Genomic DNA, 25,295 nt, shown 5'->3' with positions numbered 1-25,295 from the left:
GGCTGGTACCGCGGAAGCGGTACCAGCCCCAATGTCGTTTTCGGGTTGGGGGATGCGGAAGGTGGGACTACGCGATCGGGACCGGTAACGGCGACCTGGGCGGCGTGGGCGCTCGGTGGTCGCGCCTCGCCGCGCCGCATGTGGGGAAATGTCGGCGGACGATCGTAACGTGTTCTCGTGCATAGGTGAAGGAGATGCGTAGTGGAACTGTTTCGTGAGCTGACCCACGACGAGCCGTTTCGTCGAGCGCAGCGGGACAATGCATCGGCAGCTAAGGACGCGGGAGATCTGTTCGGGTTGCGACCGAGCCCGCGGAAACTGCGTGTGCTCATCGATGTCGAAGCGATGGGCTCAGGGTCTAGCGGGGACGTCGAGGCACTGCTCATGGGGCTGTTGAAGTATGACAACCTCGACGTGCTCAGCGTCGAGATGAGCGAGGCGCGCAAGCCTGAGTTGGGAGGACGTACCCACCCGGCGCGGAAAGGCTTCGTGCAGGTGCGAGAAACGACAACCCAAAAAGGCAGGTCCGCCTACCCTGGTCGAGAATTTGCTGTGACCATCGAGGGAGAGCGGCGACACTACGACGGCAGTTCCACGATGCGATGGCACGGATCAGTTCGTCCGGACAAGGCGATGGTCGACGCGCTCCAGGCGTTTGCCAACCTGGACGGCGAGGCGAAAGCCGGTATGACGCAGGAGGATGTCGAGCGGGCGGTGATGCTGTCGGAGATCGCGCGCGCGATCGAGTTCGATCTGGTGATCTCGGAAACGGTCACAACAGGTCGTGTCGATCTGCCGCCAAACGATCGCGCCAACGTCGTCAGCCGGTTGACGGCGGTGCCCATCATCGCGCACTACCTCAGGCGTCAGCACCAATACATCATCAACCCACACAGCCGAGTGGTGATGAGCCGTAAGGACTTCTATCAGGAAGCGGTGAGTGTCGTCGCTCCCGGTGTTCGGCACTGGCTGGGCAAGGTACAGCGTGCCGCTATGCAGGACCTGGGTGCCTCCGCTGTGTATCTGGCCGAGGCCGATGCTTTGGTCGGCCGGCTCCTGCGTGCGTTGAAGGCCCGCGACGATCTGATCGCTTCGATCGGTGCCATTCAAACCACCGATGTCGCAGACGATGGAGCCGACGCGCTCGACCGGGTGCTCGTGTCGCTTTGCGGCGCAGTGGATGTCATCGCTCGGTCGTTGCACAAGGCACTTCGATTGCAGGGGTCGGAGCGCAACGCGAAATTTCACGCCGAGGATTGGTATCGGAACAAGTTCCGAGCTGCCTACGTGGGTGTCGAGGGCATCAACGACCTCGACCGCGTGCAGGGCTACCTGGCTGGAATATTCCGTCTGCGCAATACGATCCACAGCATCGCGCTCCAGGCTGTCGGTTCGGTCACCGCCGATCCGCAGGCGTTCGTCCGCGTTAACGTCGGCAGACTGGACATCGTTGTGCCGCAGGACGCTGTGGACATCCTCAAGACGACGGAGGGCGGCGGATTGGAGTACTGGGGCGCACGACCGTTCGGGTCGGTTGTGCTCGCAGACCTGGGCGCATTGATGGACACCGCGGTCCGAACGACCTTGGAGTTCATCGACCGGCTGTGTCTGATCGTTGCTCGGGAATCGATCACTGACAAGGAAGATGTCCTGTCCGAGAACATCATCGGAGTGAAGCCGGGCGGCGCGCCGTACAAGCCCAGAGATGTGCGTCTGTTAATCGGCCTTGCGAGTGACAGGGATTTGACATCATGACGTCACTTGCTGGTGGCCTGACGATCCATCTGAAGGGGCAGCTAGGCAAGCTCGAATGCTGGTTCGGATAGGCAACGCTCCAAAAACAATCCGCAGTTGAGGACCGTCAGATGGATACCCATATTTGACCTGCCGCCACATCGATCTAGCCGATTTGCTAGGCGCGGCGTGGGGCGTGCGGCATTTTCGTGCGTTCGGAGGCCGTCGACTACGAGCGTTCGGTCTCGCGAACGACGATGTCACTAGGCTCAAAGTCTGCCTTTCGAAGCTCACGGAAGATGAGCCTGATAGGTGCCGACTCGTCGTGGCACTGTCCGACCCTGCACGGCATATCTACTCCCACGCACGTGTCCGACGGACCGGGCCGGCCATCAGCGTGGACCACGCTGAGCCGATCACCCACGCTCTCAGTGCCTGACTCGACGTATCCCACGATTGCGGTCCTACGGGCCGTAAGCGTGAATCCGTCCTCAACCGGTAACCGAAACGACTCATCGGGTGGAACCTCATCCGCCATCGCTCGATAATGAACGCTCCCAGGTGAGGACCATCCTCGGCGCTCCGTGACCGTTTCGAACCGCGCGCTATTCGGCCTCACTGCGCGTTCGGACCGGAACCGGCGTGCAAGCCAAGGTCGCCCGAGTATGTCAGTGGATAGCAGTAGCCTGCGGTGCACACATCGGATGAGGGAGACAGGAGCAGGCAAGGATGCGAGGAGCGCCCAAACCCGGAGAATCGCTTGCGGACCTGTTTCCCGAGCAAGCCCGCGAGTGGCATCCACATCGGAACAGCGACTTGACATCCGCAGACCTACGTCCTGGCAGCAACCGAACGGTGTGGTGGCTCTGCTCCGAGTGTGGCGCCGAGTTCGAATCCATCGTTAACAACCGAACCGCCAATAATTCACATGGTTGTCGCTCATGTGCGACGGCGCGACGGACCGCAGCGATAAACGTCGCGAAACCTGGTGAATCACTTCTCGATAGATTTCCTGAAATCGCATCACAGGTACACCCGACCAAGAACATAGCGACGTCTGCAGCGACGATCCGGCCGAGCCTGCACAAAAAGATCTGGTGGCTCTGCACGAGCTGTGGAAACGAATGGGAGATGGCACCTCGAATTCGTACCTCGCCGCCATACAGCGGATGTCCGCCTTGTTCTTGGAGGCAAATGGGCGAGAATCTTCGCCGACCTGCGGAAGGACAATCGCTCCTCGACCTTCGGCCTGCCGTAGCCGCTCAATGGCACCCCACCAAGAATGCCCCACTACTGCCTGGGGCAGTCACGGTCAGCAGCGGAACACGTGCGTGGTGGCTCTGCAACGACCCCGCATGTGGATATGAATGGAAAACCTCCGTTGCCAACAGAACAACCGGAAAGAAGACCGGGTGCCCGAGATGTAGCCGTATCAAAGCAAACTTGCCATCGATCGGAGAGTCGTTAGCAGAGCATCCTTCCCAAGTGGTTGTCGAGTGGCACCCAACCAAGAACGGTGATCTCACGCCGGACAGGATTAGGGCCGGCTCATCGCGGAAGAAGGTCTGGTGGAGGTGCTCAACCTGTCACCACGAATGGGAGGCCACCCCAGCGTCGCGTACAAGTGCAGGAACCGGGTGCTGGCCGTGCAGCTATCGGACGCGCATCCCGCTCCGAGACATACCCAAGCCCGGCCAATCACTCGCCGAGCAGTTCCCCGAGCTCGTCGCCGAGTGGGACAGCGAACGGAATGAACGCCGACCCGAGGAGCTGATGACCGGTAGCGATATCAATGCATGGTGGATATGTATGGCCAAAGGTCACCGATGGCGAGCGCGGGTCTACACGCGAACCGGCCCAATGAAGACCGGGTGCCCACAGTGCGTTCACCTTCCTCGACCAGGTCGGTCGGTGGCACAACTTTATCCCCAATTGGTGGCCCAGTTCCACCCGACCAAGAATACTGGGCGGACGCTTCATGAATATACAGCTGGCAGCGCAGCGAAGATCTGGTGGAAATGCGAAGCGCAAGGCCATGTATGGCAAGCATCGATTTCCAACCGAACGTCGAAGGGTGGCACGGGGTGCCCCAAGTGCACCATGTGGGGCACCTCGGAACAAGAAATCCGACTTCGCTACGAACTCGCCGCGGCAGGCTGCCCCGTTGATCACGATCATCCACGAATCCAGGTGGATGGCCGAGCGCCGGTCAACGCTGACATCGTCATGCCCGAGTGGAAGATTGTAGTCGAATTCGACGGAAGCCTGTACCACGCGGGATCAGAGGCCAAGCAGTGCGACTTAAGGCAGACGAATGCGCTCGTTGCTGCTGGTTGGACGGTCATCCGAGTCAGGAGCGCTCCATTGACCCTGCTTACGTTAAACGATGTCGTTGTGGGTGGTAATGCTGATGCAAAAGAAGCGGCGCTCAGGGTTCTCGCCAAGATAGAATCGCTGGGCTTTCATCCTATTTTTCTCGATGACTATCGCCAGGATCTCGATCTTTGGGGCACCGCCGACGCTGATGCGGTGATATATCGACATCACACGCGAAGTCTCGCCGCCCTGTTTCCGAGTATCGCGACCGAGTGGCATCCCACCGAGAACGGAGACAGGCGACCAGAATTCACCAACCCAGGTAGCAAATCTCGTACATGGTGGATATGCACGAGATGCGCCTACGAATGGATAACTTCGGTGAAGCATCGAACATCCGACGGAACCTCTTGTCCGCGATGTGCTTGCGCAAAACGTTCGGCCGTAAGCCGCGTGCCCAAACCCGGTCAATCGGCAGCGGACGCAAATCCTCGACTTCTCGATATTTTCGATCCAATCCGAAACGGCTCCAGTACACTTTTCGATGTTAAGCCCTCGACATCCATGCAATTCTGGTGGCGTTGCCCTGAATGCGGTCACCGGTGGCAGGCGACCCCCAAGAAGCCAGGGTGTCGCCCATGTGCGGCCCGCATCCGTGGCGTTGCACGGAGCACTCCGCGGCCCGGACAGTCGTTTGCCGATCTATACCCCGAACTCGCCGTTCAGTGGCACCCAACCAGGAATAAGGATCTTGCCCCCACCAACTTTCAACCCGGTAGCGTCGCAGCTGTATGGTGGCTGTGCGAGCGGTGCGGGCGTTCATGGCGACGGTCCATTGCGGGTCGAACGGCCACAGGGTCTGGGTGTCGAGCATGCTCGTCCAAAGAACGCGGCAAACGCACTCGCACCCCGGGGCCGGGGCAGTCCCTGCTGGATACCCATGCCGTGCTAGCCGGTGAATGGGATCACGAACTCAATGGAACACTCTCGCCTTACGATCTCAAAGCCAGCAGTTCCGAGCGAGTGTGGTGGCGATGCGGTGCTTGTAACAACAGCTGGAAAGCTCTCATCAGGTCACGTGCCCGCGAGGGTCATGGTTGTCAGAAGTGCGCTGGACGGCAAACAAGTCTCCGTAGGTCGACGCCCGAACTGGGTGCTTCCCTCGCGGACCTTAAACCAGAACTAATAGAGAACCTTTGGCACAGAGGCAAGAATAAGAACATCGATCCACTCTGCCTTACGCCGAACAGTCACACTCGGGTTTGGTGGCAGTGCCCAGTTTGCGCCCACGAATGGCAAGCTACACCCGGTAACCCAGCGTGCAAGCCGTGCGGTGCGAAGAGAACTGGGGCCAAGCTCAGATCGGCTAAACGAGGAAACTCACTTACTGAGAAGGTGCCTGAAATCGCGGCACAATGGCATCCAACGCGCAATGACGGCCTTACACCAGATGGGATCAACGCCGGTTCCAGCAACGACTACTGGTGGCTTTGCGGCGACTGTGGGCACGAATGGAAAGCTAGACCAACAAACAGAATTCGTCAGGTCTTCCTCTGCCCAGCATGTAAGACTTTGATGTGACGGATCTAGGGGTCAATCTTCGAACATGCTCGCGTGATCGAAATTTCACGGTATACAATAAAGGAACTGAATGAAGCGAACCATAAACAGGCTCACCGTGTGAGTCTGGCTCAAGTGCTGCGGGCGCCCTGAACGTCTTATAATCGGTACGGGCCGATGCCAATAAATCCGACGTGCCGTCCGGCATCAGGAGTTCATCGACTACCGCTCTCAGGACTCTTTATCGTCGAGGTCGAGGTCGAGGTCGATGATGATGTCGTCGTCTGTGGAGGCTGTCTCGTCGTGAAGGTGCATGGCCGCAGCTGGATACGGGCTGGTGGGCTGTGGCTGATTGGTGAGGAACCGGTCGCGGATGGTCGGGTCGTCATGGTCGAAGGCGGCTTCGTTGTAGGGCTGGCCGGTGCTGGCGTGGTGGGAGATGCGTGGGCCGCGTTCGGGTAGCTCGACTAGCCGGAGCCGTTCGGTCGCGATGTCACTATTGGTGGCGGTCAGCAATGCCCAGACCGGGCCTGCGGGGCCGTCGGGGTGGGTGAGGTCGCGGGCGGTGGTCGCGATCACCAGGTCCGGATCGCGTTTGGTGAGGGTGTGGCGTAGGGCGGTGTGTAGCTCGGTTTCGCGGCGGGCTGGAGTGCAGCGAGAAGAGCAGGATTCCGAATCTGTCGGTGGAAAGTTCTGGTAGTCGGAGAGTTCGGCGGCGACGGTGGCCAGGGTTTCGGTGCCGGTGTCGTGTTCGAGGAAGAACCGCACCGTGCGTCCGTTTTCTTCCCAGCAGCCGTACCCGTCCGGGCGGATCGGGGTGGGCTCGATCGGTGAGGTCCAGAATTGGTCGGTGCATTGACGTTCCGACCACCACTGCGTCAACCGCTCCACATCCGCAGTATCGGGGTAACGGGCAGGGTTGCGGTGCGCGGCCAGCGCGGCGAAGAAACCGTTGACACCCAAGCGGTGCTCGAGGGTCGGCGAGCACTCTAGTCGTTCGAGCATCACTGCGTGCGCGGCCGGGGTCGGCGGCTTCTCGGCGCGCGCCGCGGCGATCATGCGTGCGCCGGAGTAGCCGAGAGCATGGCGTGTTTGGCTGGTGTCGCCGCCGTAGAGGGACTCGCGGAAGGCGAACAACATGCCTTCTCGCGCAGCTTGCGTATTCGGTCTTGGGCGCGGCGGATCGAGGTGAAATCCAGCGCCGCGATCTGGTCGGTCGTCAACACCTTGTGCTCGGCCAAAAGGTAGAGAAGACGACGGTCACGATCGAGTAGTCGGAACCAGGGACCGGCGTCGGGATGCCCGCCGCGGCGCACGCCACGACCGCGCCGCCGCCCCTCACGTGATGAACCCTCAGTATTGATACTGAGTCGGGATTTCGACCCCGCCCTCGGATTGTGGTGTTGAGCGGCGCGGATGCCAATGCCGTGTTCGGCGTTTGAGGTGGCGGTTATAGGACGCCGAGCAGACGCCGACCTATCCGCGCTGCCATCCGCCGACCCAAACGCAGCCTGTGTTCGTCGTCGCCGATCATCGGGCATCACCGCCGCGACCGGCCGGGCACCCACAGCCCGTCGACCAGCACCGCCCGGTTCGTATGCTGGTCCGTCAGCTCCACTCCAAAGGTCAGGCCCCGGGTTCCGCCAGGCCTGACCTTTTTCTTATGTCGTAGGCATCTGCCGGCGCTCGGATCGGCTCATGTCGTACCCGCTATCGGCGGTTCGGGGCGGCGACTGACCGTCTGATCCGTTCCGCGCACTCGCGCTGCCCGGCAGTTTTCCGGAAGTCTCGGGAGCCGATGAACAATCTGGTCGCGCGCCCAAATCAATTCCGATCAGCTCCGCCGTAACCCTTCGGGGACCCCGCGCCGCGTGGAACCCTGAAGGGCTGCGGCCGGACCGAGTTCCGCCGGCCCGGTCACGAAGGAGTTTGTCGTATGGGTGATCCGCACTTCCATTGGTATCTGCCGACCTCGGGGGACGGGCGGGAAGTGATCGGGGCTTTGCAGTCGGCGGGGGTTATCGGGACCGCGTCTGCGCATCGGCCGCCGAGCCTGGAGTACCTGACATTGGTGGCCAAGACCGCCGAGCAGCTGGGGTTCGAAGCCGTTTTGACGCCTACGGGGACCTGGTGCGCGGACGCCTGGATCACCACCGCGGCGTTGATTCCGCAGACCTCGCGGCTCAAGTTTCTGGTTGCCTTCCGGCCGGGGTTGATCACCCCGACCCTCGCCGCCCAGCAGGCGGCCACGTTCGCGCAATTGTCCGGCGGGCGAATCGCTTTGAACGTCGTGACCGGGGGCGACGCGGAGGAGCAGGCGCGGTTCGGGGACTACCTCTCCAAGGCCGAGCGGTATGCGCGGACCGACGAATTCATCCAGGTCGTGCGGAAGGCGTGGGTCGGGCAGCCGAGCGACTTCAAGGGCGAGTACTACGACGTGACCGGAACCATGGTGCTGCCCGCGCCCTCACCGGTGCCGGAGGTCTTCTTCGGCGGGGCGAGCGACGCGGCCAGAGAAGTCGCCGCCAAGAACGTCGACACCTATCTCACCTGGACCGAGCCGCCCGCCGCGGTGGGCGCGTTGATCGAAGATGTGCGCGCCCGCGCCGAGAAGTACGGCCGGAAACTGTCTTTCGGCATCCGGGCGCACGTGATCACCCGCGACACCCACGAGCAGGCTTGGGCCGAGGCGCGAAACCTGCTGTCCCGCATGGACCCGGCGATCATCGAACTGGCCCGGGCCCGGCTGAAGCAGGGCGAGTCCGAGGGGCAGCGCAGGCAGCTGGAGCTGAACGCCGACCGGGACAGCCTCGAGGTGTATCCGGGGCTGTGGGCCGGCTACGGCCTGGTGCGCCCGGGCGCGGGCACCGCCCTGGTCGGCAGTCACTCCGAGGTCGCCGACCTCATCGAGCAGTACCGCGCCGTCGGGGTCGACCACTTCATCCTCTCCGGCCAGCCGCACATCGAGGAGGCGTACTGGTTCGGCGAGGGCGTACTGCCGCTGGTCAAGAAGTAGCCGGCCGAGCACATCGAGCAGGCGTATCTGTTGTCCTTCCGCCGGTCGAGAAGTAACCGGCGGAAGGACTTTCGCGATGGTCAGCCGCCGTTGAACGCGGGCGCGTACGCCCGGCACGGCTGACCGCGCAACCCGTCGCAGGCGGGCAGCGGCGCGCCGGCCACGGCCCCGGAGATCACCGGCAGCACGAGGGCCGAGCCGCCCGCCCCGAGCTGAATCGTGTCCACGACGAGTCCGTTCGTGGCGGGGGTGTCGAATCGCCACGACGTGCGGTCACCGCCCGGCGCGGTGAGGGTGACGCGAATGCGGGAGCCGGCGCGGAACGCGTGCGCCATCGGGTCGATCGAGATACGCGCCCCGTTGAATCCGGGTGACAGGTCCGCCGGGTTGCGATAGGACCGGATCGGTTGCAGCTCGGTCGCATTCGCGTCCACGGCGCGGTAGGACGACCGGAGGTAGCCGGAGGCGACATAGGTCTCGCGTCCGTCCGGGCGCACCTCGGTGACGGTCGCCTGGAGATCGGTGACCGGCGCGGTGCTGGACAGCTGGAGATCAAGACTGGCGGGCCCGGCCGTCACCACGTCGTGGTCCAGTACCGGTGAGGTGAAACCGATTCCGGCGTCGCCGGGCAGCGGTGTCCAGTTGTACGGCGGAATCGGCTGCCAGGGAATATCCGACGGACCGACCACATCCAGCGTCCCGGCCGGGCGAGCCGCCGGATCGGGCCGGAACGAGATGCTCTCCACCGCCCCGGGCTCGGTCGACAGAGCGCCGCCCGCACCCAGATGCCAAGTGGTGGGCACGATCCGCGACGACGGCCAGCCGTCCAATCCCAGCGACCAAGGCGCAGCGAGTCCGCCGGCTCCCGCGGCCCCGGCGCCATTGTCATAGAAGACCTCGACCCGAGGTGAGTTCGCAAACGCCGCCTTGGCGGCCGATACCGACGGCGAACCCGCGAGCCGGGTGCTGTCGACCCGAACGGCAGGGGACCGGGTAATGGCCGCGTACATCACGGTACTGAGCGCCTCCAGCGCCGGGGACGGCGGCGGAACCCGTTCCGCCACGAAGATATTCAGGAACTCCCACCACTGACTCAGGATCTGCGGCCCGAGCGAGTCGAAGTGCGCGCCATTGATCATCCGCACCCACACGTCGGGATTCGCGTCGAACCTGTCGATGATGCGGGTCCACTGCGGGCCGACCTGCTCGTCCTGCAGCGCCCCGGTCAACAGGACCGGCACCCGCACCTTCGGCGCCCACGTCGAGGGGGAGCGGTGGTCGAACACCTCGGGATTGCGTTCGGGATTGTCGGCCACCAGCTGCCGCAGACTCGGGGTCTGCAGCCGCAGTGACTGATTCGCCGCGCATTCCTGATCACCACGCTGAATCAGCTGCCGCACATAGGGTTGCCCGCCGTCCGGCCCCGGCGTGGCATCGGCCTGCCGCTCGGTGAGCCAGGTGTCGGCGAAGCCGGTATTGAAGATGCCGCCCGGAAATCCGGTGGAGTGCAGATCCTCGGTCAGGCTCATGGGCGCGATGGCGGCCAGGCTCGGCGGCTCGGTGCCCGCGACGGCGATCTGCGAGATGCCCGAGTACGAGATGCCGACCAGGCCGACCTTGTGCCCCGCGACCCAGGGTTGGGCGGCAACGGTTTCCACGATGTCGTAGCCGTCGTACACGGTCGGGTAGTCGAACAGGTCGTACGCGCCGCCGGAGCATCCGCTGCCGCGCATCTGCACGCTGACCGACGCGAATCCGATATCCGGGGCGAGCTCGGCCCCCAGCACGAGGCCGTTCGCCGGGGCCAGCGGATCGCGCGCCTTGAGCAACCCGGTGGCCGCGCCCAGCACGAGTGGATTCGGCGCCGCGGTCTGATATCCGGAGTACTCGACGACGGTGGGAAAAGGCCCGTCCGCCAATGTTTTCCCGAACGGCAGCCGCACGAACGCCGCGAGCGTGATGCCGTCGCGCATGCGCACATAGTTCATCCCGGGCTGCAACCGCTGCTCGTCATACTGCGACTGCGGTGGCGCGGTCCCGTCCAGCACGCGAAAACTGTTGCCGCGCACGCCCTCGACCCGGAACCGGTAGCCGTCGCCCGGCCGCAGATCCCGCACCAGGAACGAGCCGAGCCGATCCACGCTGCCGCGCCCCACGATTCGCTCGTTCGCGTCGAGGAGTTCCACCCCCGCACCGGGTGTCGCTCCCCGGATGTACGCCGCGGTCACCGAGCCCTGCCCGGTGCCGGTATCGGGTGCCGCGTGCGCCGCGGGCACGGCGCCCAGCGCGATGAGGAGCAGTGCCAGCAGGGGGGTCAGCCGTCGATAGGGGCGCACGGTGCACACGGTAAAGGTCAACTGACCAGGAAGCGTCGCTTTCGGTCAGCCGGGTTCTTATCCGCAGGGCCGTAAGCTGTTTCGAATTGTTCAGGCAATCGAAACAATCAAGCTGAGCGAAACTCGGCCTGTTGGTCACACGTCCGGCATAGAGTTCGGTCTCGGTCGACGCCACCCGGGCGCTCGACGCGTTTCGGTGGGAGCCGCACGATGATCGAACGTCGGCCGAGCCCACCCGCGGGTGGGCTGAGCTGCCCGGATCTCACCGAACCTCTCACCCGTCGCAGGCTCACCACCTACGGCGTCGGCTCGGTCGGCACCGCGGTGTTCGCCACGGTCCCCGGCCTGCTGCTGCTCTACTACCTGACCGATGTGCTCGGCGTGGCCGCGGGATTGGCGGGGCTCGTAGTCGCGCTTCCGAAGCTCTGGGACGTGATCTTCAACCCCATCGTCGGCGCGGTCAGTGATCGCGAGGCGGTCCGCACCGGTCGCCGGACCGTGCTGCTGCTGTGGGGCGCGATATCGCTGCCCGTGCTCTTCACGGCCATGTTCCTCTCGCCGTTCACGGGGGCCGCCGGTGCGGCATGGGTCGCGGTCGTCTTCGTCCTGGCCTCCAGCGCCTACGCGCTGTTCCAGGTGCCCTATGTCGGGCTGCCGGCGGAAATGGCGGCGGGCGCGGACGCCAGGACCCGGGTGACAGCGCGTCGCGTCATTTACCTGACCATCGGCATCCTGCTCGGCGGCGGGATAGCCCCGGTGTTGGCGGCCACGGCAGGTGGTGGCCGCGGCGGCTACGTGGTGATGGGGGTGGTGGTCGGAGTGCTGATGCTGGGCGCGCTGGTCACCGCGGCCCTGGGCACCCGCTGGGTGCGGTCGAGTCCGGGGCAGTCGCTCAGGTTGATCGCCGCGGTGCGCTCGGCGCGGGGCAATCGGCCGTTCTTCGCGCTGCTGACCGTTTACATCACCCAGGCCGTCGCGGTGGCCATCATGTTGGCAGCCGCGCCGTATATCGCCACCTACTGGCTCGGCGGGCACGGCATGACCTCGGTCCTGTTCATCTGCCTGGTCGCCCCGAGCGCACTGGCCATCCCGGTCTGGGAGCGGCTCGCCCGCCGCTTCGGCAGGCTGCGCTGCTATGTCGCCGCCACCGTCGGCTACGCCGCCGGCGCGCTGCTGTTGCTGCCGGGCATCGCCCTCGGCGGGCCGATTCCGGCGCTGATCCTGATAGCCCTCCTCGGAATCGGCTACGCCGCACTGCAACTGCTGTCGCTGGCGCTGCTGCCCGATACCGTCCTGGCGGACGCCGACCGCACCGGACAGACGCAGGCGGGGACTTTCACCGGCCTCTGGACCGCGGGCGAGACGGCCGGCATGGCCATCGGTCCAGGGCTGTTCTCCGTGGCGCTCGCGGTCTCCGGATACGCCGCGACCACCTGGGATGCCCCGGTGGCCCAGTCCGGCGGAGCGAAACTGGGCATGCTGCTCGGATTCACCGTCGCCCCCGCCCTGCTGATGCTGGTCTCGCTCCCCGCCCTGCGCGCCTTCGCCCGCACCCGCACGCCCGAACCCGCAGCGCCACGGCTCGATTCGGCCCTCGAGGGCTAGGCACGGCGCGGGCGGCGGCCGCACCGCGCCGGATCCTCTGCCGTGCCGTGCAATTCCGTCGCCCCGAGCCCGTCTCGCCGCCCCGAGCCCGTCCCGCCGCCCCGAGCTCGTCCCGCCCCGAGCCCGTCCCGCCCCGAACTCGTCTCGCCGAATCGATCACCGGGAAGCCGCCACCCCGCGCCGGGCCGGAAACCCGTGTGCCCGGGCCGCACCGACGGCGACCGCCACCGGCACGAGCAGCGCCAGTACGCTCCAGGGCAGCGCGCCGGCGGTGAACCATCCGAGCAGTAGCCCGCCCACCACCCCGCCCAGTGCCATGGCCACATTCCAGAGCGTGACGAGCATGGCCTGCGCGGAATCGGCAGCGGGGCCACCCGCGTCGGCGACGGCCGTCTGCAGCAGCGTCGGCAGACCGCCCCAGCCCAGACCCCACAGCACCGCGGCGAAGTACACGAGTGCGGGGTTGCGGGCCAGTGCCGCAAGGATTCCCGCCGCTACCGCGACCAGCAGGACGCTGGCGATGGTCAGCGCGCGCAGCCGGCGGTCGATGTGCGCGCCGACGAACCAGATGCTCACCAGGGAGGCGGCGCCGAACGCCAGCAGTACCGCGCCGGTGGCGTCCTCCATCCCCGCGCGCGCCAGGAACGCCGCGATGTAGGTGTACAGAATCGTATGCGCCAGAACGAATATCAGCGTCACGAACAGCACCGGGCGCACGCCGGGAACGGTCAGGGCGCGCGTGATCGGGGTGTGCTCGCCAGAGGTCTGCCCGGGCCGATCGGGCACCCCGAACCGGATCCAGCCGAGCAGCAGGACCGTGAGCACGGACATCGACAGGAACGCCGCCCGCCACCCGACCGCCTGCCCGATGAACGCACCGGCGGGCACGCCCAGCGAGAGCGCGACCGGGATCCCGGCCATCGCGATGGCAACCGCCTTGCCCTGCAGATGATCCGGGGCGAGCCGCCGCGCGTACCCGGCCATCAGTGCCCAGGCCAGCCCCGCCGCCACCCCGGCCAGAAATCGCGCGGTCATGGTCAGCCCGTAGTTGGAGGACAGGGCCGTAACGGTATTGGCGACCGCGAACCCCGCCATCGCGGTCAGCAGCAATCTCTTGCGCCGCCAATGAGCGGTGGCGGCGGTCAGCGGAATGGCGGTCAGCGCCGTGCCGATCGCGTAGATCGTCACCGACTGTCCGGCGGCGGATTCGCCGACCCCCAGGTCGCCGCTGAGCGCGGGCAGCACTCCGGCCGGTAGCGTTTCGGTGAGGCTGGTGATGAATACGGCCGTGGCCAGTGCCAGCAGCGCACCGGCATCGAGCTTCGTGACCGGTCCCGGCGGCGCGGATGCGCTGGGCGGGAACGTGTTCGGTGTCGTCATGAACGGTATGGTCGAACCTTCACATTGATGTGAAGGTCAACCGGAGCACCTGTGAGGTACGACATATGCGCATCGGAGAGCTCGCCGAGCGAACCGGAACCTCCCGCCGCCTGCTGCGTTACTACGAGGAGCAGGGTCTGCTGGCCGCCGATCGCTGCGGCAACGGCTACCGCAGCTATGACGAGCGCTTCGTGGACCGCGTCGTCCAGATCCGCGGTCTGCTCGACGCCGGGCTGCCCACCCGCATCATCAAACAGATCCTGCCCTGCCTCGACAAGCCCCGCACCATCGTGTTCGGCGACGCCACCCCCGAGATGCTCGAGCTCCTGGAGACCGAACTGGCCCGCATGTCCCACCGCATCGACTGCCTCGCCCGCAACCGCGACGCGATCGCCGACTACCTCGAGGCCGTGCGCGCCCAGATCTGAGTGGCCCGAACCGGGCGAATCGCACCCCCGGGCCGCGTCCTGACCGACCGTGACGGAGGGTTCCCCTCACCGTGCGGAGTTGCTCGATGACCTCCGGCGCGCGGTGATAGCCGTGCCCGCGGACCCGAAACTCGCCGCCATCTGCGCCCGCCATGCCTCGCCCTCGCCGGATGGTGCGAGCTCGTGGCCGGCGCAGCGGCGAGAGGAGAGAGCGGGTACACATTCCCCGTCCCGGCGGCGGACGTGCAGTGCCAATCGGGCGACGTGCAGTGCCACTTGGTCCGGTCGAGTCGACGTTGTGCGTTCAACCGCGCGACACTTGCTGTGACCGGCGGAGATTCGCAAGCTCCTCGTGATTCTCCACCGGTCTGCTCCGGGCGTCATGGGTGTACCGCCAATGCACGCCGGTCGGGAATTGTCGGTAGTCGTGGCGTTCGAGCTCGGTCACGATTGCGGGTGTACCCGGTCGGGTGCCGGCGGGACATTGGATACGTGCATGGCGCCCGGAGTACGAAACGGCCCGGAGGTCCGCAGCTTCCGGGCCGTTGCCCATGCCCGGACCACCCCCCGACCAGCTGATTCGCCCGGGTCGGGCGGCCTGTCCCGATTCGGTCGCGGCGCGCACTCCGTGCGAGCGCCTATCGTGGATGCGTGGGCATCATGGGTGAACTGTTTCCGGGCCAGAAGCTGAACGACGAGAGCGGCCAGGACGCCGACGGCCAGACACACAAGCCGCGCGTCGAGCTCGACCTCGACGCGGGCGTGATCCGCCTCGCGCCCGCTCCCCGGCCCGAGCCGACCGAGCCGCCGGCCGCGGACTGAGCCTCAGGCGCAGGGGTCGCGCAGCGGGAAGCTTCGGATCGGCGGAATGCTCCGATCGTTGAGCACCGTGGTGACCGTCGACCATTCGGCCGCGTGATTGGCCGCCAGCATGGCGGCGATATCGGCGTTCGTGGTGCTCAGCTCGCGAATGGTGTCCGGTGCCGCGCGCGGCGCGGGCTCCAGACAGACGATCTTGTCGGCGTAGACGCTGAGCGTGTCCAGCTCGCGCGGATCCCCGACACTGACCGCCACCGCGATCCGGATCGCGCCCTGCAACCGCGCCATCCGGCAGGCATCGCGCAGCGCGGTGGCGTCGGTGACGAATTCCTCGGCGATGACCACCGTCCGATCGTCGAGGCTCACCCGTGGTCGATGGCCCCGCAGGTCGAAAGCGTTGTGGCGCAATATGTTCTCCTGCTCCTGCTCGGTGTGCACGCGTTCGGGGTCCGCTATGGCCCCGTCGGCGACGGCCGCTGTGTCGATGAGCAACGAGCGGTCCTCGCCGAGCAGCCCGTAGACGAGATCGGGCCGGCGCGGCACGCTCAGCGGCCGGATGAGAATGACGTCGAGCAGCACGCGCAGGGTGCTGGCGAGCGCGTAGGCGACCGGCACGCCCGCACCGGGTGGGCTGAGCACCACCACGTCGCGGCCGCGAAAGGCCGACAGCAGTCCGGCCAACTGCCGTCCCGCGTCATTGCGGTCCAAGTAAGGCGGCATACAGTCCCCGACTGTGCGTGTCAGCCTGGTGTCGACAGCACGCGCGCGGCGGGTGTCCTGCCGCCGGGCGCGGGCGTCGGCCAGTCACCGGTAATTCGAAGTAGTGCCGCATGGGTGCTGCGGAGTTGATGCTCGGCCAAGGGATTCGGCCGGATTCGGCGGCCCAGCGGGGTGCGGGCGAGACGGATGATCTGCTCAGCAACCATCGTCATCGCATGCCCTCTCCATTGAGCTGCCGCGGTTCATGAGTGTTGATGACAACGTCTCAGTCAGGCAGATCACCAGTGTACGCCAGGGCGACCTGCGGCTTCGCGGATCGGTAGCGAGCGGATTCCATTGTGCCGCCGCGCATTGCGGGCAATCTCTGGATCACTTGCCCAATTGCACGGACAAAACAGTCATATGGCCTGAAAGAGATCAGAAACACCGCCGAATCGCGAAGGCGTGCGTGCCTTTTCGGCGCACACGTCCTTCGCAATGCGTACTAGGTGCTGATGAGGGTGTGATCCTGTGCCGGATGCAGGCGTTCGCTGGGCGGCAATTCGGCATTTCGCCGCCGATTGCGCAGGTACGACCACTGCAGCAAACCCACGCCGGTCACGCCGATCCCCGCCGCGGCCAGGCTGATCTCCCAGCCGGGCGGCATCCAACTCACCTCGAGATCGGCGTTGGAGGTCCCGGCCGGAATGTCGACCGCGAGGAAGGTTTTGGCGACCTCGGTGTGCTCGAGCTCGCGCCCGTTCAGGGTGACCCGGTAGCCCGGCCACGCCAGCCGCGAGAACACGATGCGGCCGCCGTCGGCCGAGCTCACCCGGGCGCGGGTGCTCACCCCGTCGACCATGGTGGTCACCGCGCTCACGCCCCGGGTGTCCGCGATGGCCCCGTTCACGATGGAGGCGAGACCGCCTTCGCGCTCGAGCACCCGGATGTACTCCTCGTGCCCGGGCTGCTCGACCCACTTCCAGCCCTCGGGCGCCGCAGTGGCGTCGATGCCCGGGTACTGCGCGCTGTGCAGCACCACCCGATCCACCTTCATCAGGTCGGCGATCGTGCGGCCCGTGGATGGCTCGGCGGTGAAGACGCGCCGATACGCGTCCCCGCAGGTGCTGCCGTCCCAGGCGATGCAGAGCACGTCGCTGAACGCGGCGTGCCCGACCGGGGTGTAGCCGTTGACGTACTGCTGGCCGAGATTCTTGGCATAGCTGCCGATGGCGAGTGAGCCCCAGGCCCGCTCGACGCTCTTGTCCTCCGGGCGCAGCAGCGCGCGATCGGCCAATTGCAGTGTCAGTCCCGGGAAATGCGGGAAGGCATCGGTCATGGTGGAGCGGCGCTCGGGGAAGTTGTACGACATGGGCGTCGAGGGGGCGGCCTTCACCTGGGCGAAGGCGATCGGGAACATGGCCACGATGATCAGCGCGCTGGCCAGGGCCGGTCCGCGATGGCGCGCCAGCCACAGCACCCCGGCGCCCACCCCGACCACCGTCGCCACCGCCAGCAGATGCCGCAGGACCAATTCCGGTGCGGCCGAGAACGAGCGGATGAACAGGACGCCGGTCAGCGCCAGCCCCGCGATGGCCCGCCGGCGCGAGGATCCGAAATCGCCGTGCCTGCTGAGCAGCACGCACACCAGCACCAGCAACCCGATGGCCACCATGGGCAGCACGCGCGCGGGCCAGCGCAGCGGTCCCACCGCACCCGGCCCGGCCGTCCACATGAGCATGCCGCCGGCGAACAGCGCCATGCCGCTGAACTCGCGCGCCGAATGCCGCGCGGCCTTCCAGTCGATGAAGGCCAGCGCCGGAATCAGGAACCAGGCGATGTACACCATGGGCAGCGGCTGCACGTATCCCCACCAGGCGTGGAAGGCCGGTGTGGTGCTGGGCAGGCTGGCGTTGAGCGATTCGGACCACGGCACGGTCAGGAACGGCTCGTTGCGAATGCGGGCGTCCCCGCGCCAGGTCACCTGTGAGGACAGCAGCAGCGGCAGGTTGGCCACCAGTGCCGCGAGCGCCGCGCAGCCCGAGACCAGCACGAGCCGCCGTACCACGGCCCAATGCTGTTGATAGATGTACTCACCGGCGATGACCGCGAGCATCATCAGGCCCGCTTCCACCGCGGGGAAGACGTATTGGATGGTCAGCGCGAGCCACAGGAAGCCGAACACCGGGATCGGCCCGCCGCGCCCGCGCGCGTACAGCACCGCCGACGCCCACGCGTGCAGCAGCCACGCGGTGCCGGTCTGTGAGGTGAACCAGCTGGCCTGATCGAAGAACAGGAACCAGCCGCTGAGCGGGAAGGCCACGCCCGCGACCGCGCCCCAGGCGGGTTTGGCGCCGTAGGCCAGGCAGATTCGAAAGACGCCGAGGGCGGCGATGATCGCGAAGACCAGTTTCACCACGGTCGCGTACACGGCCAGGTTGTCCATGGACGGGGCCAGCAGATACACCAGCAACTGCGGCGGGTTGTAGATCGCGGCCTCTTCGAGCGAATAGTTGCCCGCCATCCATTCCCACGGCACCAGCGCGGGGAATCTGCCCTCTCGCAATTCGGCGCCGAGGAGCTGCCACATCGGCGCGTACTGGGCTTCGGTGTCGTCTGTATAGAAGTGACGTGGATCCGCAAGCAGTACCGCCAGATATCCGGCGATCACTCCGAGCGCGGTAACCGTCCCCCACACGCGTACATCTCTTCGCGGTTCGGTCTCCGCGCTAGTCCTCACGAGGATCGGAGGCTAAGGCAAGCGGGTGAACGGAACAAGACTTTGTCGTGACCGGATCCGTTTCGCCCCGTTTGCTCGAGGCGAAGGACGCCCCGTTTTCTCGAGGCGGGGGATCCGGTGTCACTTCGGATTCGGCCGAGTCCGCAGGGGTGGACCCGGCCGAATCCGGCTGTCGAGTGCTGCGGGGACTAGCCGGCGGTGCGGCCGTGTGGGGTCAGGGCCTCAGGAAACTCGCCGCGATGCTCCAGAAGCGACCGCGATCCACCGAGTGGAAATCCCATGTCTCGGCGATGGTGTGCGTCGCGCTGACGATGCCGTGCACGTCGAAATCATCTCTGGAGGCGGTGCCTTTGACCTCCAGGGCTGCGATCACGTAGGCAGTGGCGGTTTCCACGGTGTGGGACACGCATGGACTCCAATCTGTCGTCGGGATGGGCGGGCGGTACGGCATTGCACAGGGCGGTACTGCATGACGCGAGAGCGGGTACTGCATGACGCGAGAGCTGTGGGGTATGACGCGAGTGCTGTGGGTATGACGCGCGAGCGGTGGGACGACGAATCAGGAAGTGCTGTCGGTGAAAACGTCCTCGTAGCGATACTCGGTGGGAATGGGTGTTCCTGCCGCGTATGCCTGCTCCTCACGCTGGCGCAGGTCGACGCGGCGAATCTTGCCGGAAATGGTCTTCGGTAGCTCGGTGAACTCCAGGCGGCGTACGCGCAGGTACGGCGCCAGGTGATCGCGGGCGTATTCGAGTATGGCGCGGGCGGTTCCGCGATCGGGTTCCCATCCGGCGGCGAGCGAAACATATGCCTTGGGAATCGCCAGGCGCGTGTCGTCCGGTTGCGGCACAACGGCCGCCTCGACCACGGCCGGGTGCTCGATGAGCACGCTTTCGAGCTCGAAAGGTGACACCTTGTAGTCCGAGGACTTGAAGACGTCGTCGGTGCGGCCGATATAGGTGATATATCCGTGTTCGTCGCGAGTGGCGACATCACCGGAGTGGTAGAAGCCCCCCGCCGTGACAACGGCATTGCGTTCCGGATCGCCCAAATATCCGGTCATCAGGTTGACCGGATCATAGCCCAGGTCGAGGCAGATCTCGCCCTCGTCAGCGACATCTCCGGAGATCGGATCCACAAGCACCACCGGCACTCCGGGCGCCGGGCGGCCCATGGATCCGGGCTTGACCGGCTGCCCCGGAGTATTGCCGACCTGCAGCGTCGTCTCGGTCTGCCCGAAGCCGTCGCGAATGGTCAGTCCCCAGGCCTTCTCCACCCGCGCGATCACGTCGGGGTTGAGCGGCTCACCCGCGCCCAGGATCTCGCGCAGACCGGCCGGACGCTCGCCGAGGTCGGCCTGAATCAGCATGCGCCACACCGTCGGTGGCGCGCAGAACGTGTTCACCCCCGCGCGATGCAGTTCGCGCAGCAGCGCGGCGGCGTCGAAGCGCGCGTAGTTGTAGACGAAGATGGTGGCCTCGGCCAGCCACGGGGTGAAGAAACAGCTCCAGGCGTGCTTGGCCCAGCCCGGCGCGCTGATGGCCAGGTGGACGTCGCCGGGCCGCACGCCGATCCAGTACATGGTCGACAGGTGCCCGACCGGGTAGCTGATCTGCGAGTGCTGCACCATCTTCGGCCGGCTGGTGGTGCCGGAGGTGAAGTAGACGAGCAGCGGATCCTCGACGGTGGTGCCGGGGGTGAACGGCCCGGCGGACACGACGTCGTCGGCCGCGCGGTACGGGTGCCAGCCGATCACGGGTTCGCCCACCACGATTCGGGTGTACTCGCCCGGAACCTGTTCGAACTTGGCGGTGTCCGCGGTGTTCACGATGACGAAACTCGAGCCGCCGCGCGTGATTCGGTCGTGCAGGTCCTCCGGGCCCAGCGCGGCGGTGGTCGGCATGATGACCGCGCCCAGTTTGGCCACCGCCAGCATGGCCTCCCACAGTTCGGCCTGATTGCCGAGCATCAGCATGACCCGATCGCCCGTGCGCACGCCGAGCCCGGCCAGCCAGGTCGCGACCAGGTCCGAGCGGGTGGCCATGGCGTCGAAGGTGATTCGCCGTTCGCTGCCGTCCTCTTCGGCGATCCACAGCGCGAGGTTGTCGTTGCCGCGCGCGAAGCCGTCGAACCAGTCGGTGGCCCAGTTGAATTCGCCGCTCAGGCGCGGCCACTCGAAACCGGCTACGGCGGCGTCGTAATCGGTCGCGGTGGCCAGCAGGTGGTCGCGAGCGGCGCGGTAGGTCTCGATGTTGGCGGTCATGCCTGCTCCTCGGTGGTGTCGTCGAGCAGGCGCGCGGCGATCTCGCGCATCTCGATCTTGCGGATCTTGCCGGTGACGGTCATGGGGAACTCGTCGACCACGTGCACGTAGCGCGGAATCTTGAAGTGCGCGAGCCGCCCCAGGCAGAACTCGCGCAATGCCGCGGGGGTGAGCGCGGTCGCGCCTTCGCGCATGCGCACCCAGGCCATGAGCTCCTCACCGTATTTGGCGTCGGGGACGCCGATCACCTGCGCGTCGAGCACGTCCGGGTGGGTGTAGAGGAATTCTTCGATCTCGCGCGGGTAGATGTTCTCGCCGCCGCGGATCACCATGTCCTTGATGCGCCCGGTGATGGCGACGTAGCCGTCCGCGTCCATGGTCGCGAGGTCGCCGGTGTGCATCCAGCGCGCGGCGTCGATGGCCTCGGCGGTCTTGTCCGGGTCGTTCCAGTAGCCCAGCATCACCGAGTACCCGCGCGTGCACAGTTCCCCGGGCGCGCCCCGGGGCACGGTCAGGCCGGTGTCCGGGTCCACGATCTTGATCTCGATATGCGGGCCGGCCCGGCCGACGGTGGCGGTGCGCTGGATCAGACTGTCGTTCGCCCGGGTCTGGGTGGAGACCGGGGAGGTCTCGGTCATGCCGTAGCAGATGCTCACCTCGCGCATGCCCATGCGCTCTATGACCTGCTTCATGACCTGCTCCGGACATGGCGATCCGGCCATGATCCCGGTGCGCAGGCTGGACAGATCGAAGCTGTCGAAGTCCGGGTCCGCGAGTTCGGCGATGAACATGGTCGGCACCCCGTAGAGGGCGGTGCAGCGTTCGGCGGCAACGGCTTCCAGGGTCGCGTGCGGGTCGAACGCGGGGGCCGGAATGACCATGGCCGCACCGTGACTGGTGGCGGCCAGGTTCCCCATCACCATGCCGAAGCAGTGATAGAAGGGGACCGGTATGCACACGCGGTCGTGTTCGGTGTAGCCGCACAGCTCGCCGACGAAATAGCCGTTGTTCAGGATGTTGTGATGGCTGAGCGTGGCGCCCTTGGGGAAACCCGTTGTACCCGAGGTGTATTGGATGTTGATCGGGTCGTCGGCGGAGAGTCCGGCCTGCGCGCGGGCCAGCAGCTCCGGATCGCCCGCGCGCCCGGTGTCCAGCAGGGCGCGCCATTCGCCGCTCTCCAGCAGCACCACCTGCTCGAGCTCCGGGCACTCCGGCCGGACCTGTTCGATCATGGCCGCGTAGTCCGAGGTCTTGAAGGCGGGCGCGGCCACCAGGGCCCGAATTCCGGCCTGCCGCAGTACATACCGCAGCTCGTGGGATCGATAGGCCGGATTGATGTTGACCAGCACCGCCCCGATCTTGGCGGTGGCGTACTGCGTCAGGGTCCACTGCGGGCAGTTCGGCGCCCAGATCCCCACCCGATCGCCCTTGCCGATCCCGGCGGCCAGCAGCCCCAGCGCCAGCGCGTCCACCTCCGCCACGAACTCGCGATAGGTCCAGCGCAGGCCGGTGGGGTGGTCGATCAGCGCCTCGCGGTCGGGGAAGGCCGCCGCCGTCCGGTCCAGGTCGGCGCCGATGGTATCGCCGAGCAACGGCGCGTCCCAGACCCCGAAGGAATAGCTCACCGGCGGGAGCCGGTCCATGCTCATGCTCACACCGATAGGATCCACATCACACCCGCCGCTCGACTACCCCCGGAAAGGGGTATCCGATGACCCCTGTGGCCGATCCGCTGCTGCGCCCGCGCGACGCCGACGCCCTGCGTGCCGAACTGCGCCATATCGCCGCGATCTCCCGCCTGCCGGTGGTCTTCGGCGGTGAGGTCAGCGCGGGCACGCTGGTGCTCAGCGAGTTCGTGGGGACCCGGACCAACAGCATGCGCGGACTGGTGGTCGCGCCCAGCTCCGGGCTGGGCGGCAGCGCGGTCGCGACCGGGCGGCCGCGCGCGGTGGCGGACTATCGTTCGGCGTCCACCATCACCCACCACTACGACGGCCCGGTGCTGGGGGAGGGCCTGCGGGCGGTGACCGCGGTGCCGGTCGTGGTGGCCGGGCAGGCGCGCGCGGTGCTGTACGTGGCCACCCGCGAGTCCGGGCCCATCGGGGATCGCATCGCCGAGGAGATGGTGCGGGCCGGGCGGCGGCTGAGCGCGGAATTGGCGATCCGGGACGAGGTCGATCGGCGGCTGCGCCTGCGCGTCGAGGGCGGGTTCGGCACGGGTGCATCGGATGGCGTTGGCGCCGAGCAGCTTCGGGATCTGCACGCGGAGCTGCGCGAGATCGGCCAGAGCATCCCGGACGCCGTGGCGCGGGACAGGCTGCGGGCGGTCACCGATCGCCTGGCGGGTCTGGTCTCCGGAATCGCCGCGGCCGAGCAGCCGGTGGCCCTGGCCCCGCGCGAACTCGACGTGCTCGCTCAGATCGCGCTGGGCTGCACCAACGCCGAAGCGGCCCGGCGTCTTTCGCTGCGGGCGGAGACGGTGAAGAGCTACCTGCGCAGCGCCATGACCAAGCTCGGCGCGCACACCCGGCACGAGGCCGTGGTCCGCGCCCGCCGTTCGGGCCTGCTGCCCTAGGGCTTTCACGGCGCGCAGCACAATCTGGCGCGAAATCCGCTCCGCCGTAGCCGATCCGGACGGCAACGGCGGCCGCGTACGCGGCCGCCGTTCGGACGGATGGGAGTTACTTCTCGAAGTGTTCGAGGGCCCGCCGCGGGAGGGAGGACCGCGGCGGGCCGGTGCCCACCGTCAGTCGTCGGTGGGCAGGAATCGGATGGATTCGCCGCCCTTCGCGTGGTGCAGGCGGCCGAACTTGCTGTCCAGCAGATGAGCCATGCTCTCCGCAGCGCCCAGATAGGCCTCTTCGACGGTGGACGCCTTGTGATTGGTCGCCACCGGCGGCTGTCCCTTGGGACGGGCCTCGAGGCTACAGCGTTTGTCTTCGTGACCACTCTTGTGGCCGTTCACATCGGTGATGTGGGCTTCCACCCGCGTGAGGTGCTCGGCGAAACGGTCGAGGACCGACGCGATGCCGTCCTCCGCCCGCTCGATGAGTGTCGCGCCACCGCCGACGTGCTTGTCTGCGAAGACCTGGATTTGCATGGCATCTCCAATCTCTCGGGATTGCCGAGAACTTGCTGACATCCCCGACAGTACCCGTATTCCCACGGATCGGCTCGTCAAAAGCCGGTTGGAAAGATCACCCCCGCTGGACGCTCCCGGACGGTATTGTTCGCGCCCGATTTCTGAGAATCGGATGAGCGTGCGGCTCAGTCGCGGTGCGGATTCCGCTGCGGCGCTGCGGGAGTCGCGGTGAGCTCGTGTCCGGAGTCCGCGAGCAGATGGCCCTGTTCGCAACACAGCGCGGCGCGAACGGGTGCGCCGCAATCGGTGTGGGTGATGGCCAGCGGGGGGCCGGCGGGCCCGGCCAAGTGCTTGTCGCCCCACTGCATGAGCGCGGTGAGAACCGGCTGCAGTTCCCGGCCGGCATCGGTGAGCCGGTACTCCTGGCGGGTGCGCGCGCCGGGTTCGCGATAGTCGTGGCGTTCGAGCACCCCGGCCTCGACGAGGGTGTTCAGCCGGCGCACCAGCACCGCACGCGGTGCGCCGGTGGCGGTCTGGATGGCGTCGAAGCGGCGCACGCCCAGGAAGATCTCGCGCAGGGCGAGCAGCGCCCACTGCTCACCGACCACTTCGAGCGCGTTCGCCACCGAACAGATTCGTGCCATGTCCGACATTCTATCTACATTCACATTGTGAACTCAGGGTGTTAGGGTCGGGGCCATGACGATTACTTCCGAGTCCGCGGGCGCGCCCGAATCCTGGGGCGAGGTGCGCAGCAAGACGGTGCGGTGGCACGACCCGAAGGTGGCCCTCGAGGCCGCGCCCGGCCGTACCGGGCTCGAGTTCCTGACCGCCATGGCCGCGGGCGAGATTCCCGGTCCGCCCATCTCCGGGCTGCTGGGCATGCGGCCCATCAGCGCCGGGCCGGGCGACATCGTATTCGTCTGCACGCCGGACGAATCCATGTACAACCCGATCGGCATGGTGCACGGCGGCATCGCCTGCACCCTGCTCGATTCGGTGGCGGGCTGCGCCGTGCACACGACCCTGCCCGCCGGCGTCGGCTACACCTCGATCGAGATCAAGGTGAACTACCTGCGCCCGATCCACACCCACACCGGCGAGCTGACCGCCCACGGCTGGGTGACCAAACCCGGTAAGCGTGTCGCGTTCGCCGAGGCCGACCTCCGCGACGCCGACGGGGTACTGCTGGCCACCGCCACCAGCGCCTGCCTGATCATCGGCGCCTGAGCGAGCGGTCCGGCGTCCCGCCCCACCGGCATCCGTGCGGCTCGCTCCCGCCCTTCCGCCCCGGGGGCGAACAACGTCCGCCCGCGC

General features: G+C 66.6%; 18 protein-coding genes and 1 pseudogene. 8 read left to right on the top strand and 11 right to left on the bottom strand.

Annotated features, from left to right (window positions below; all coding sequences use genetic code 11):
- The first annotated feature begins 201 nt into the window (after positions 1-201).
- A complete protein-coding gene (locus tag ABZ319_RS27780) occupies positions 202-1,755 on the top strand; it encodes a hypothetical protein (RefSeq protein WP_354989438.1) in 1,554 nt (517 codons plus the stop codon).
- Between the two features lie 708 nt (positions 1,756-2,463).
- Positions 2,464-5,631: a zinc-ribbon domain-containing protein gene (locus ABZ319_RS27775; RefSeq protein ID WP_354989437.1), complete on the top strand. Its 3,168-nt coding sequence runs from the start codon at positions 2,464-2,466 to the stop codon at positions 5,629-5,631.
- Positions 5,632-5,841: 210 nt separating this feature from the next.
- Here the strand turns inward: ABZ319_RS27775 and ABZ319_RS27770 are convergent.
- Positions 5,842-7,151 (bottom strand): annotated as a pseudogene (locus ABZ319_RS27770) (replication-relaxation family protein).
- Positions 7,152-7,546: 395 nt separating this feature from the next.
- On the opposite strand from ABZ319_RS27770, the gene ABZ319_RS27765 reads away from it, so the two are divergent.
- Positions 7,547-8,626 carry an LLM class flavin-dependent oxidoreductase gene (locus ABZ319_RS27765; protein WP_354989436.1) on the top strand — a complete coding sequence of 360 codons (1,080 nt, stop codon included), beginning with the start codon at positions 7,547-7,549 and terminating at the stop codon, positions 8,624-8,626.
- Positions 8,627-8,706: 80 nt separating this feature from the next.
- Here the strand turns inward: ABZ319_RS27765 and ABZ319_RS27760 are convergent, their stop codons facing one another.
- The gene (locus ABZ319_RS27760) at positions 8,707-10,962 is read right to left on the bottom strand and encodes a CocE/NonD family hydrolase (RefSeq protein WP_354989435.1); all 2,256 of its coding nucleotides are present in this window, start codon (positions 10,960-10,962) and stop codon (positions 8,707-8,709) included.
- A 210-nt stretch (positions 10,963-11,172) separates the two neighbouring features.
- On the opposite strand from ABZ319_RS27760, the gene ABZ319_RS27755 reads away from it, so the two are divergent.
- On the top strand, positions 11,173-12,567 hold the full coding sequence (locus tag ABZ319_RS27755; RefSeq protein WP_354989434.1) for an MFS transporter: 1,395 nt from the start codon (positions 11,173-11,175) through the stop codon (positions 12,565-12,567).
- A gap of 156 nt (positions 12,568-12,723) precedes the next feature.
- Here ABZ319_RS27755 and ABZ319_RS27750 read toward each other — a convergent pair whose 3' ends face one another.
- Positions 12,724-13,947, bottom strand: coding sequence for an MFS transporter (locus ABZ319_RS27750; RefSeq protein ID WP_354989433.1), 1,224 nt, complete (start codon positions 13,945-13,947; stop codon positions 12,724-12,726).
- 65 nt (positions 13,948-14,012) lie between these two features.
- On the opposite strand from ABZ319_RS27750, the gene ABZ319_RS27745 reads away from it, so the two are divergent.
- Positions 14,013-14,375: a MerR family transcriptional regulator gene (locus tag ABZ319_RS27745; RefSeq protein ID WP_354989432.1), complete on the top strand. Its 363-nt coding sequence runs from the start codon at positions 14,013-14,015 to the stop codon at positions 14,373-14,375.
- Positions 14,376-15,026: 651 nt separating this feature from the next.
- Positions 15,027-15,197 carry a hypothetical protein gene (locus tag ABZ319_RS27740; protein ID WP_354989440.1) on the top strand — a complete coding sequence of 57 codons (171 nt, stop codon included), beginning with the start codon at positions 15,027-15,029 and terminating at the stop codon, positions 15,195-15,197.
- 3 nt (positions 15,198-15,200) lie between these two features.
- Here ABZ319_RS27740 and ABZ319_RS27735 read toward each other — a convergent pair whose 3' ends face one another.
- The 6 genes from ABZ319_RS27735 to ABZ319_RS27710 form a co-directional block, all read right to left on the bottom strand.
- Positions 15,201-15,914 (bottom strand): phosphoribosyltransferase family protein, encoded by a 714-nt coding sequence (locus ABZ319_RS27735; protein ID WP_354989431.1) that lies wholly within the window; start codon positions 15,912-15,914, stop codon positions 15,201-15,203.
- Between the two features lie 20 nt (positions 15,915-15,934).
- Positions 15,935-16,126 (bottom strand): hypothetical protein, encoded by a 192-nt coding sequence (locus ABZ319_RS27730; protein ID WP_354989430.1) that lies wholly within the window; start codon positions 16,124-16,126, stop codon positions 15,935-15,937.
- 272 nt (positions 16,127-16,398) lie between these two features.
- Positions 16,399-18,591, bottom strand: coding sequence for a hypothetical protein (locus tag ABZ319_RS27725; protein WP_354989429.1), 2,193 nt, complete (start codon positions 18,589-18,591; stop codon positions 16,399-16,401).
- 256 nt (positions 18,592-18,847) lie between these two features.
- Positions 18,848-19,039 (bottom strand): hypothetical protein, encoded by a 192-nt coding sequence (locus ABZ319_RS27720; RefSeq protein ID WP_354989428.1) that lies wholly within the window; start codon positions 19,037-19,039, stop codon positions 18,848-18,850.
- A gap of 153 nt (positions 19,040-19,192) precedes the next feature.
- Positions 19,193-20,896 carry an AMP-binding protein gene (locus ABZ319_RS27715; RefSeq protein WP_354989427.1) on the bottom strand — a complete coding sequence of 568 codons (1,704 nt, stop codon included), beginning with the start codon at positions 20,894-20,896 and terminating at the stop codon, positions 19,193-19,195.
- A complete protein-coding gene (locus ABZ319_RS27710) occupies positions 20,893-22,545 on the bottom strand; it encodes an AMP-binding protein (protein ID WP_354989439.1) in 1,653 nt (550 codons plus the stop codon). Before ABZ319_RS27710 ends, ABZ319_RS27715 begins: the two co-directional genes overlap by 4 nt.
- Positions 22,546-22,607: 62 nt before the next feature.
- Between ABZ319_RS27710 and ABZ319_RS27705 the strand changes: the two genes are divergently transcribed.
- A complete protein-coding gene (locus ABZ319_RS27705) occupies positions 22,608-23,471 on the top strand; it encodes a LuxR C-terminal-related transcriptional regulator (RefSeq protein WP_354989426.1) in 864 nt (287 codons plus the stop codon).
- Positions 23,472-23,642: 171 nt separating this feature from the next.
- Here the strand turns inward: ABZ319_RS27705 and ABZ319_RS27700 are convergent, their stop codons facing one another.
- Both ABZ319_RS27700 and ABZ319_RS27695 read right to left on the bottom strand, forming a co-directional pair.
- Positions 23,643-23,996 (bottom strand): ribosomal subunit interface protein, encoded by a 354-nt coding sequence (locus ABZ319_RS27700; protein ID WP_354989425.1) that lies wholly within the window; start codon positions 23,994-23,996, stop codon positions 23,643-23,645.
- Positions 23,997-24,163: 167 nt separating this feature from the next.
- Positions 24,164-24,622, bottom strand: coding sequence for a helix-turn-helix domain-containing protein (locus tag ABZ319_RS27695; RefSeq protein ID WP_354989424.1), 459 nt, complete (start codon positions 24,620-24,622; stop codon positions 24,164-24,166).
- Positions 24,623-24,677: 55 nt separating this feature from the next.
- Here ABZ319_RS27695 and ABZ319_RS27690 point away from each other — a divergent pair, with 55 nt between their 5' ends.
- Positions 24,678-25,208, top strand: coding sequence for a PaaI family thioesterase (locus tag ABZ319_RS27690; protein WP_354989423.1), 531 nt, complete (start codon positions 24,678-24,680; stop codon positions 25,206-25,208).
- Positions 25,209-25,295: the final 87 nt, after the last annotated feature.

The sequence above is a fragment of the Nocardia sp. NPDC005978 genome, assembly GCF_040614455.1.
Taxonomy (GTDB): domain Bacteria; phylum Actinomycetota; class Actinomycetes; order Mycobacteriales; family Mycobacteriaceae; genus Nocardia.
The sequence above is the reverse complement of the archived record's forward strand: the minus strand, read 5'-3'. Positions and strand labels throughout refer to the sequence as shown.

Coding starts and splice junctions, on each gene's coding strand:
- ABZ319_RS27750 (WP_354989433.1), bottom strand. CDS start 13,947: ATGACGACACCGAACACGTTCCCGCCCAGCGCATCCGCGCCGCCGGGA.
- ABZ319_RS27755 (WP_354989434.1), top strand. CDS start 11,173: ATGATCGAACGTCGGCCGAGCCCACCCGCGGGTGGGCTGAGCTGCCCG.
- ABZ319_RS27765 (WP_354989436.1), top strand. CDS start 7,547: ATGGGTGATCCGCACTTCCATTGGTATCTGCCGACCTCGGGGGACGGG.
- ABZ319_RS27735 (WP_354989431.1), bottom strand. CDS start 15,914: ATGCCGCCTTACTTGGACCGCAATGACGCGGGACGGCAGTTGGCCGGA.
- ABZ319_RS27695 (WP_354989424.1), bottom strand. CDS start 24,622: ATGGCACGAATCTGTTCGGTGGCGAACGCGCTCGAAGTGGTCGGTGAG.
- ABZ319_RS27775 (WP_354989437.1), top strand. CDS start 2,464: ATGCGAGGAGCGCCCAAACCCGGAGAATCGCTTGCGGACCTGTTTCCC.
- ABZ319_RS27705 (WP_354989426.1), top strand. CDS start 22,608: ATGACCCCTGTGGCCGATCCGCTGCTGCGCCCGCGCGACGCCGACGCC.
- ABZ319_RS27690 (WP_354989423.1), top strand. CDS start 24,678: ATGACGATTACTTCCGAGTCCGCGGGCGCGCCCGAATCCTGGGGCGAG.
- ABZ319_RS27710 (WP_354989439.1), bottom strand. CDS start 22,545: ATGAGCATGGACCGGCTCCCGCCGGTGAGCTATTCCTTCGGGGTCTGG.
- ABZ319_RS27700 (WP_354989425.1), bottom strand. CDS start 23,996: ATGCAAATCCAGGTCTTCGCAGACAAGCACGTCGGCGGTGGCGCGACA.
- ABZ319_RS27730 (WP_354989430.1), bottom strand. CDS start 16,126: ATGACGATGGTTGCTGAGCAGATCATCCGTCTCGCCCGCACCCCGCTG.
- ABZ319_RS27715 (WP_354989427.1), bottom strand. CDS start 20,896: ATGACCGCCAACATCGAGACCTACCGCGCCGCTCGCGACCACCTGCTG.
- ABZ319_RS27745 (WP_354989432.1), top strand. CDS start 14,013: ATGCGCATCGGAGAGCTCGCCGAGCGAACCGGAACCTCCCGCCGCCTG.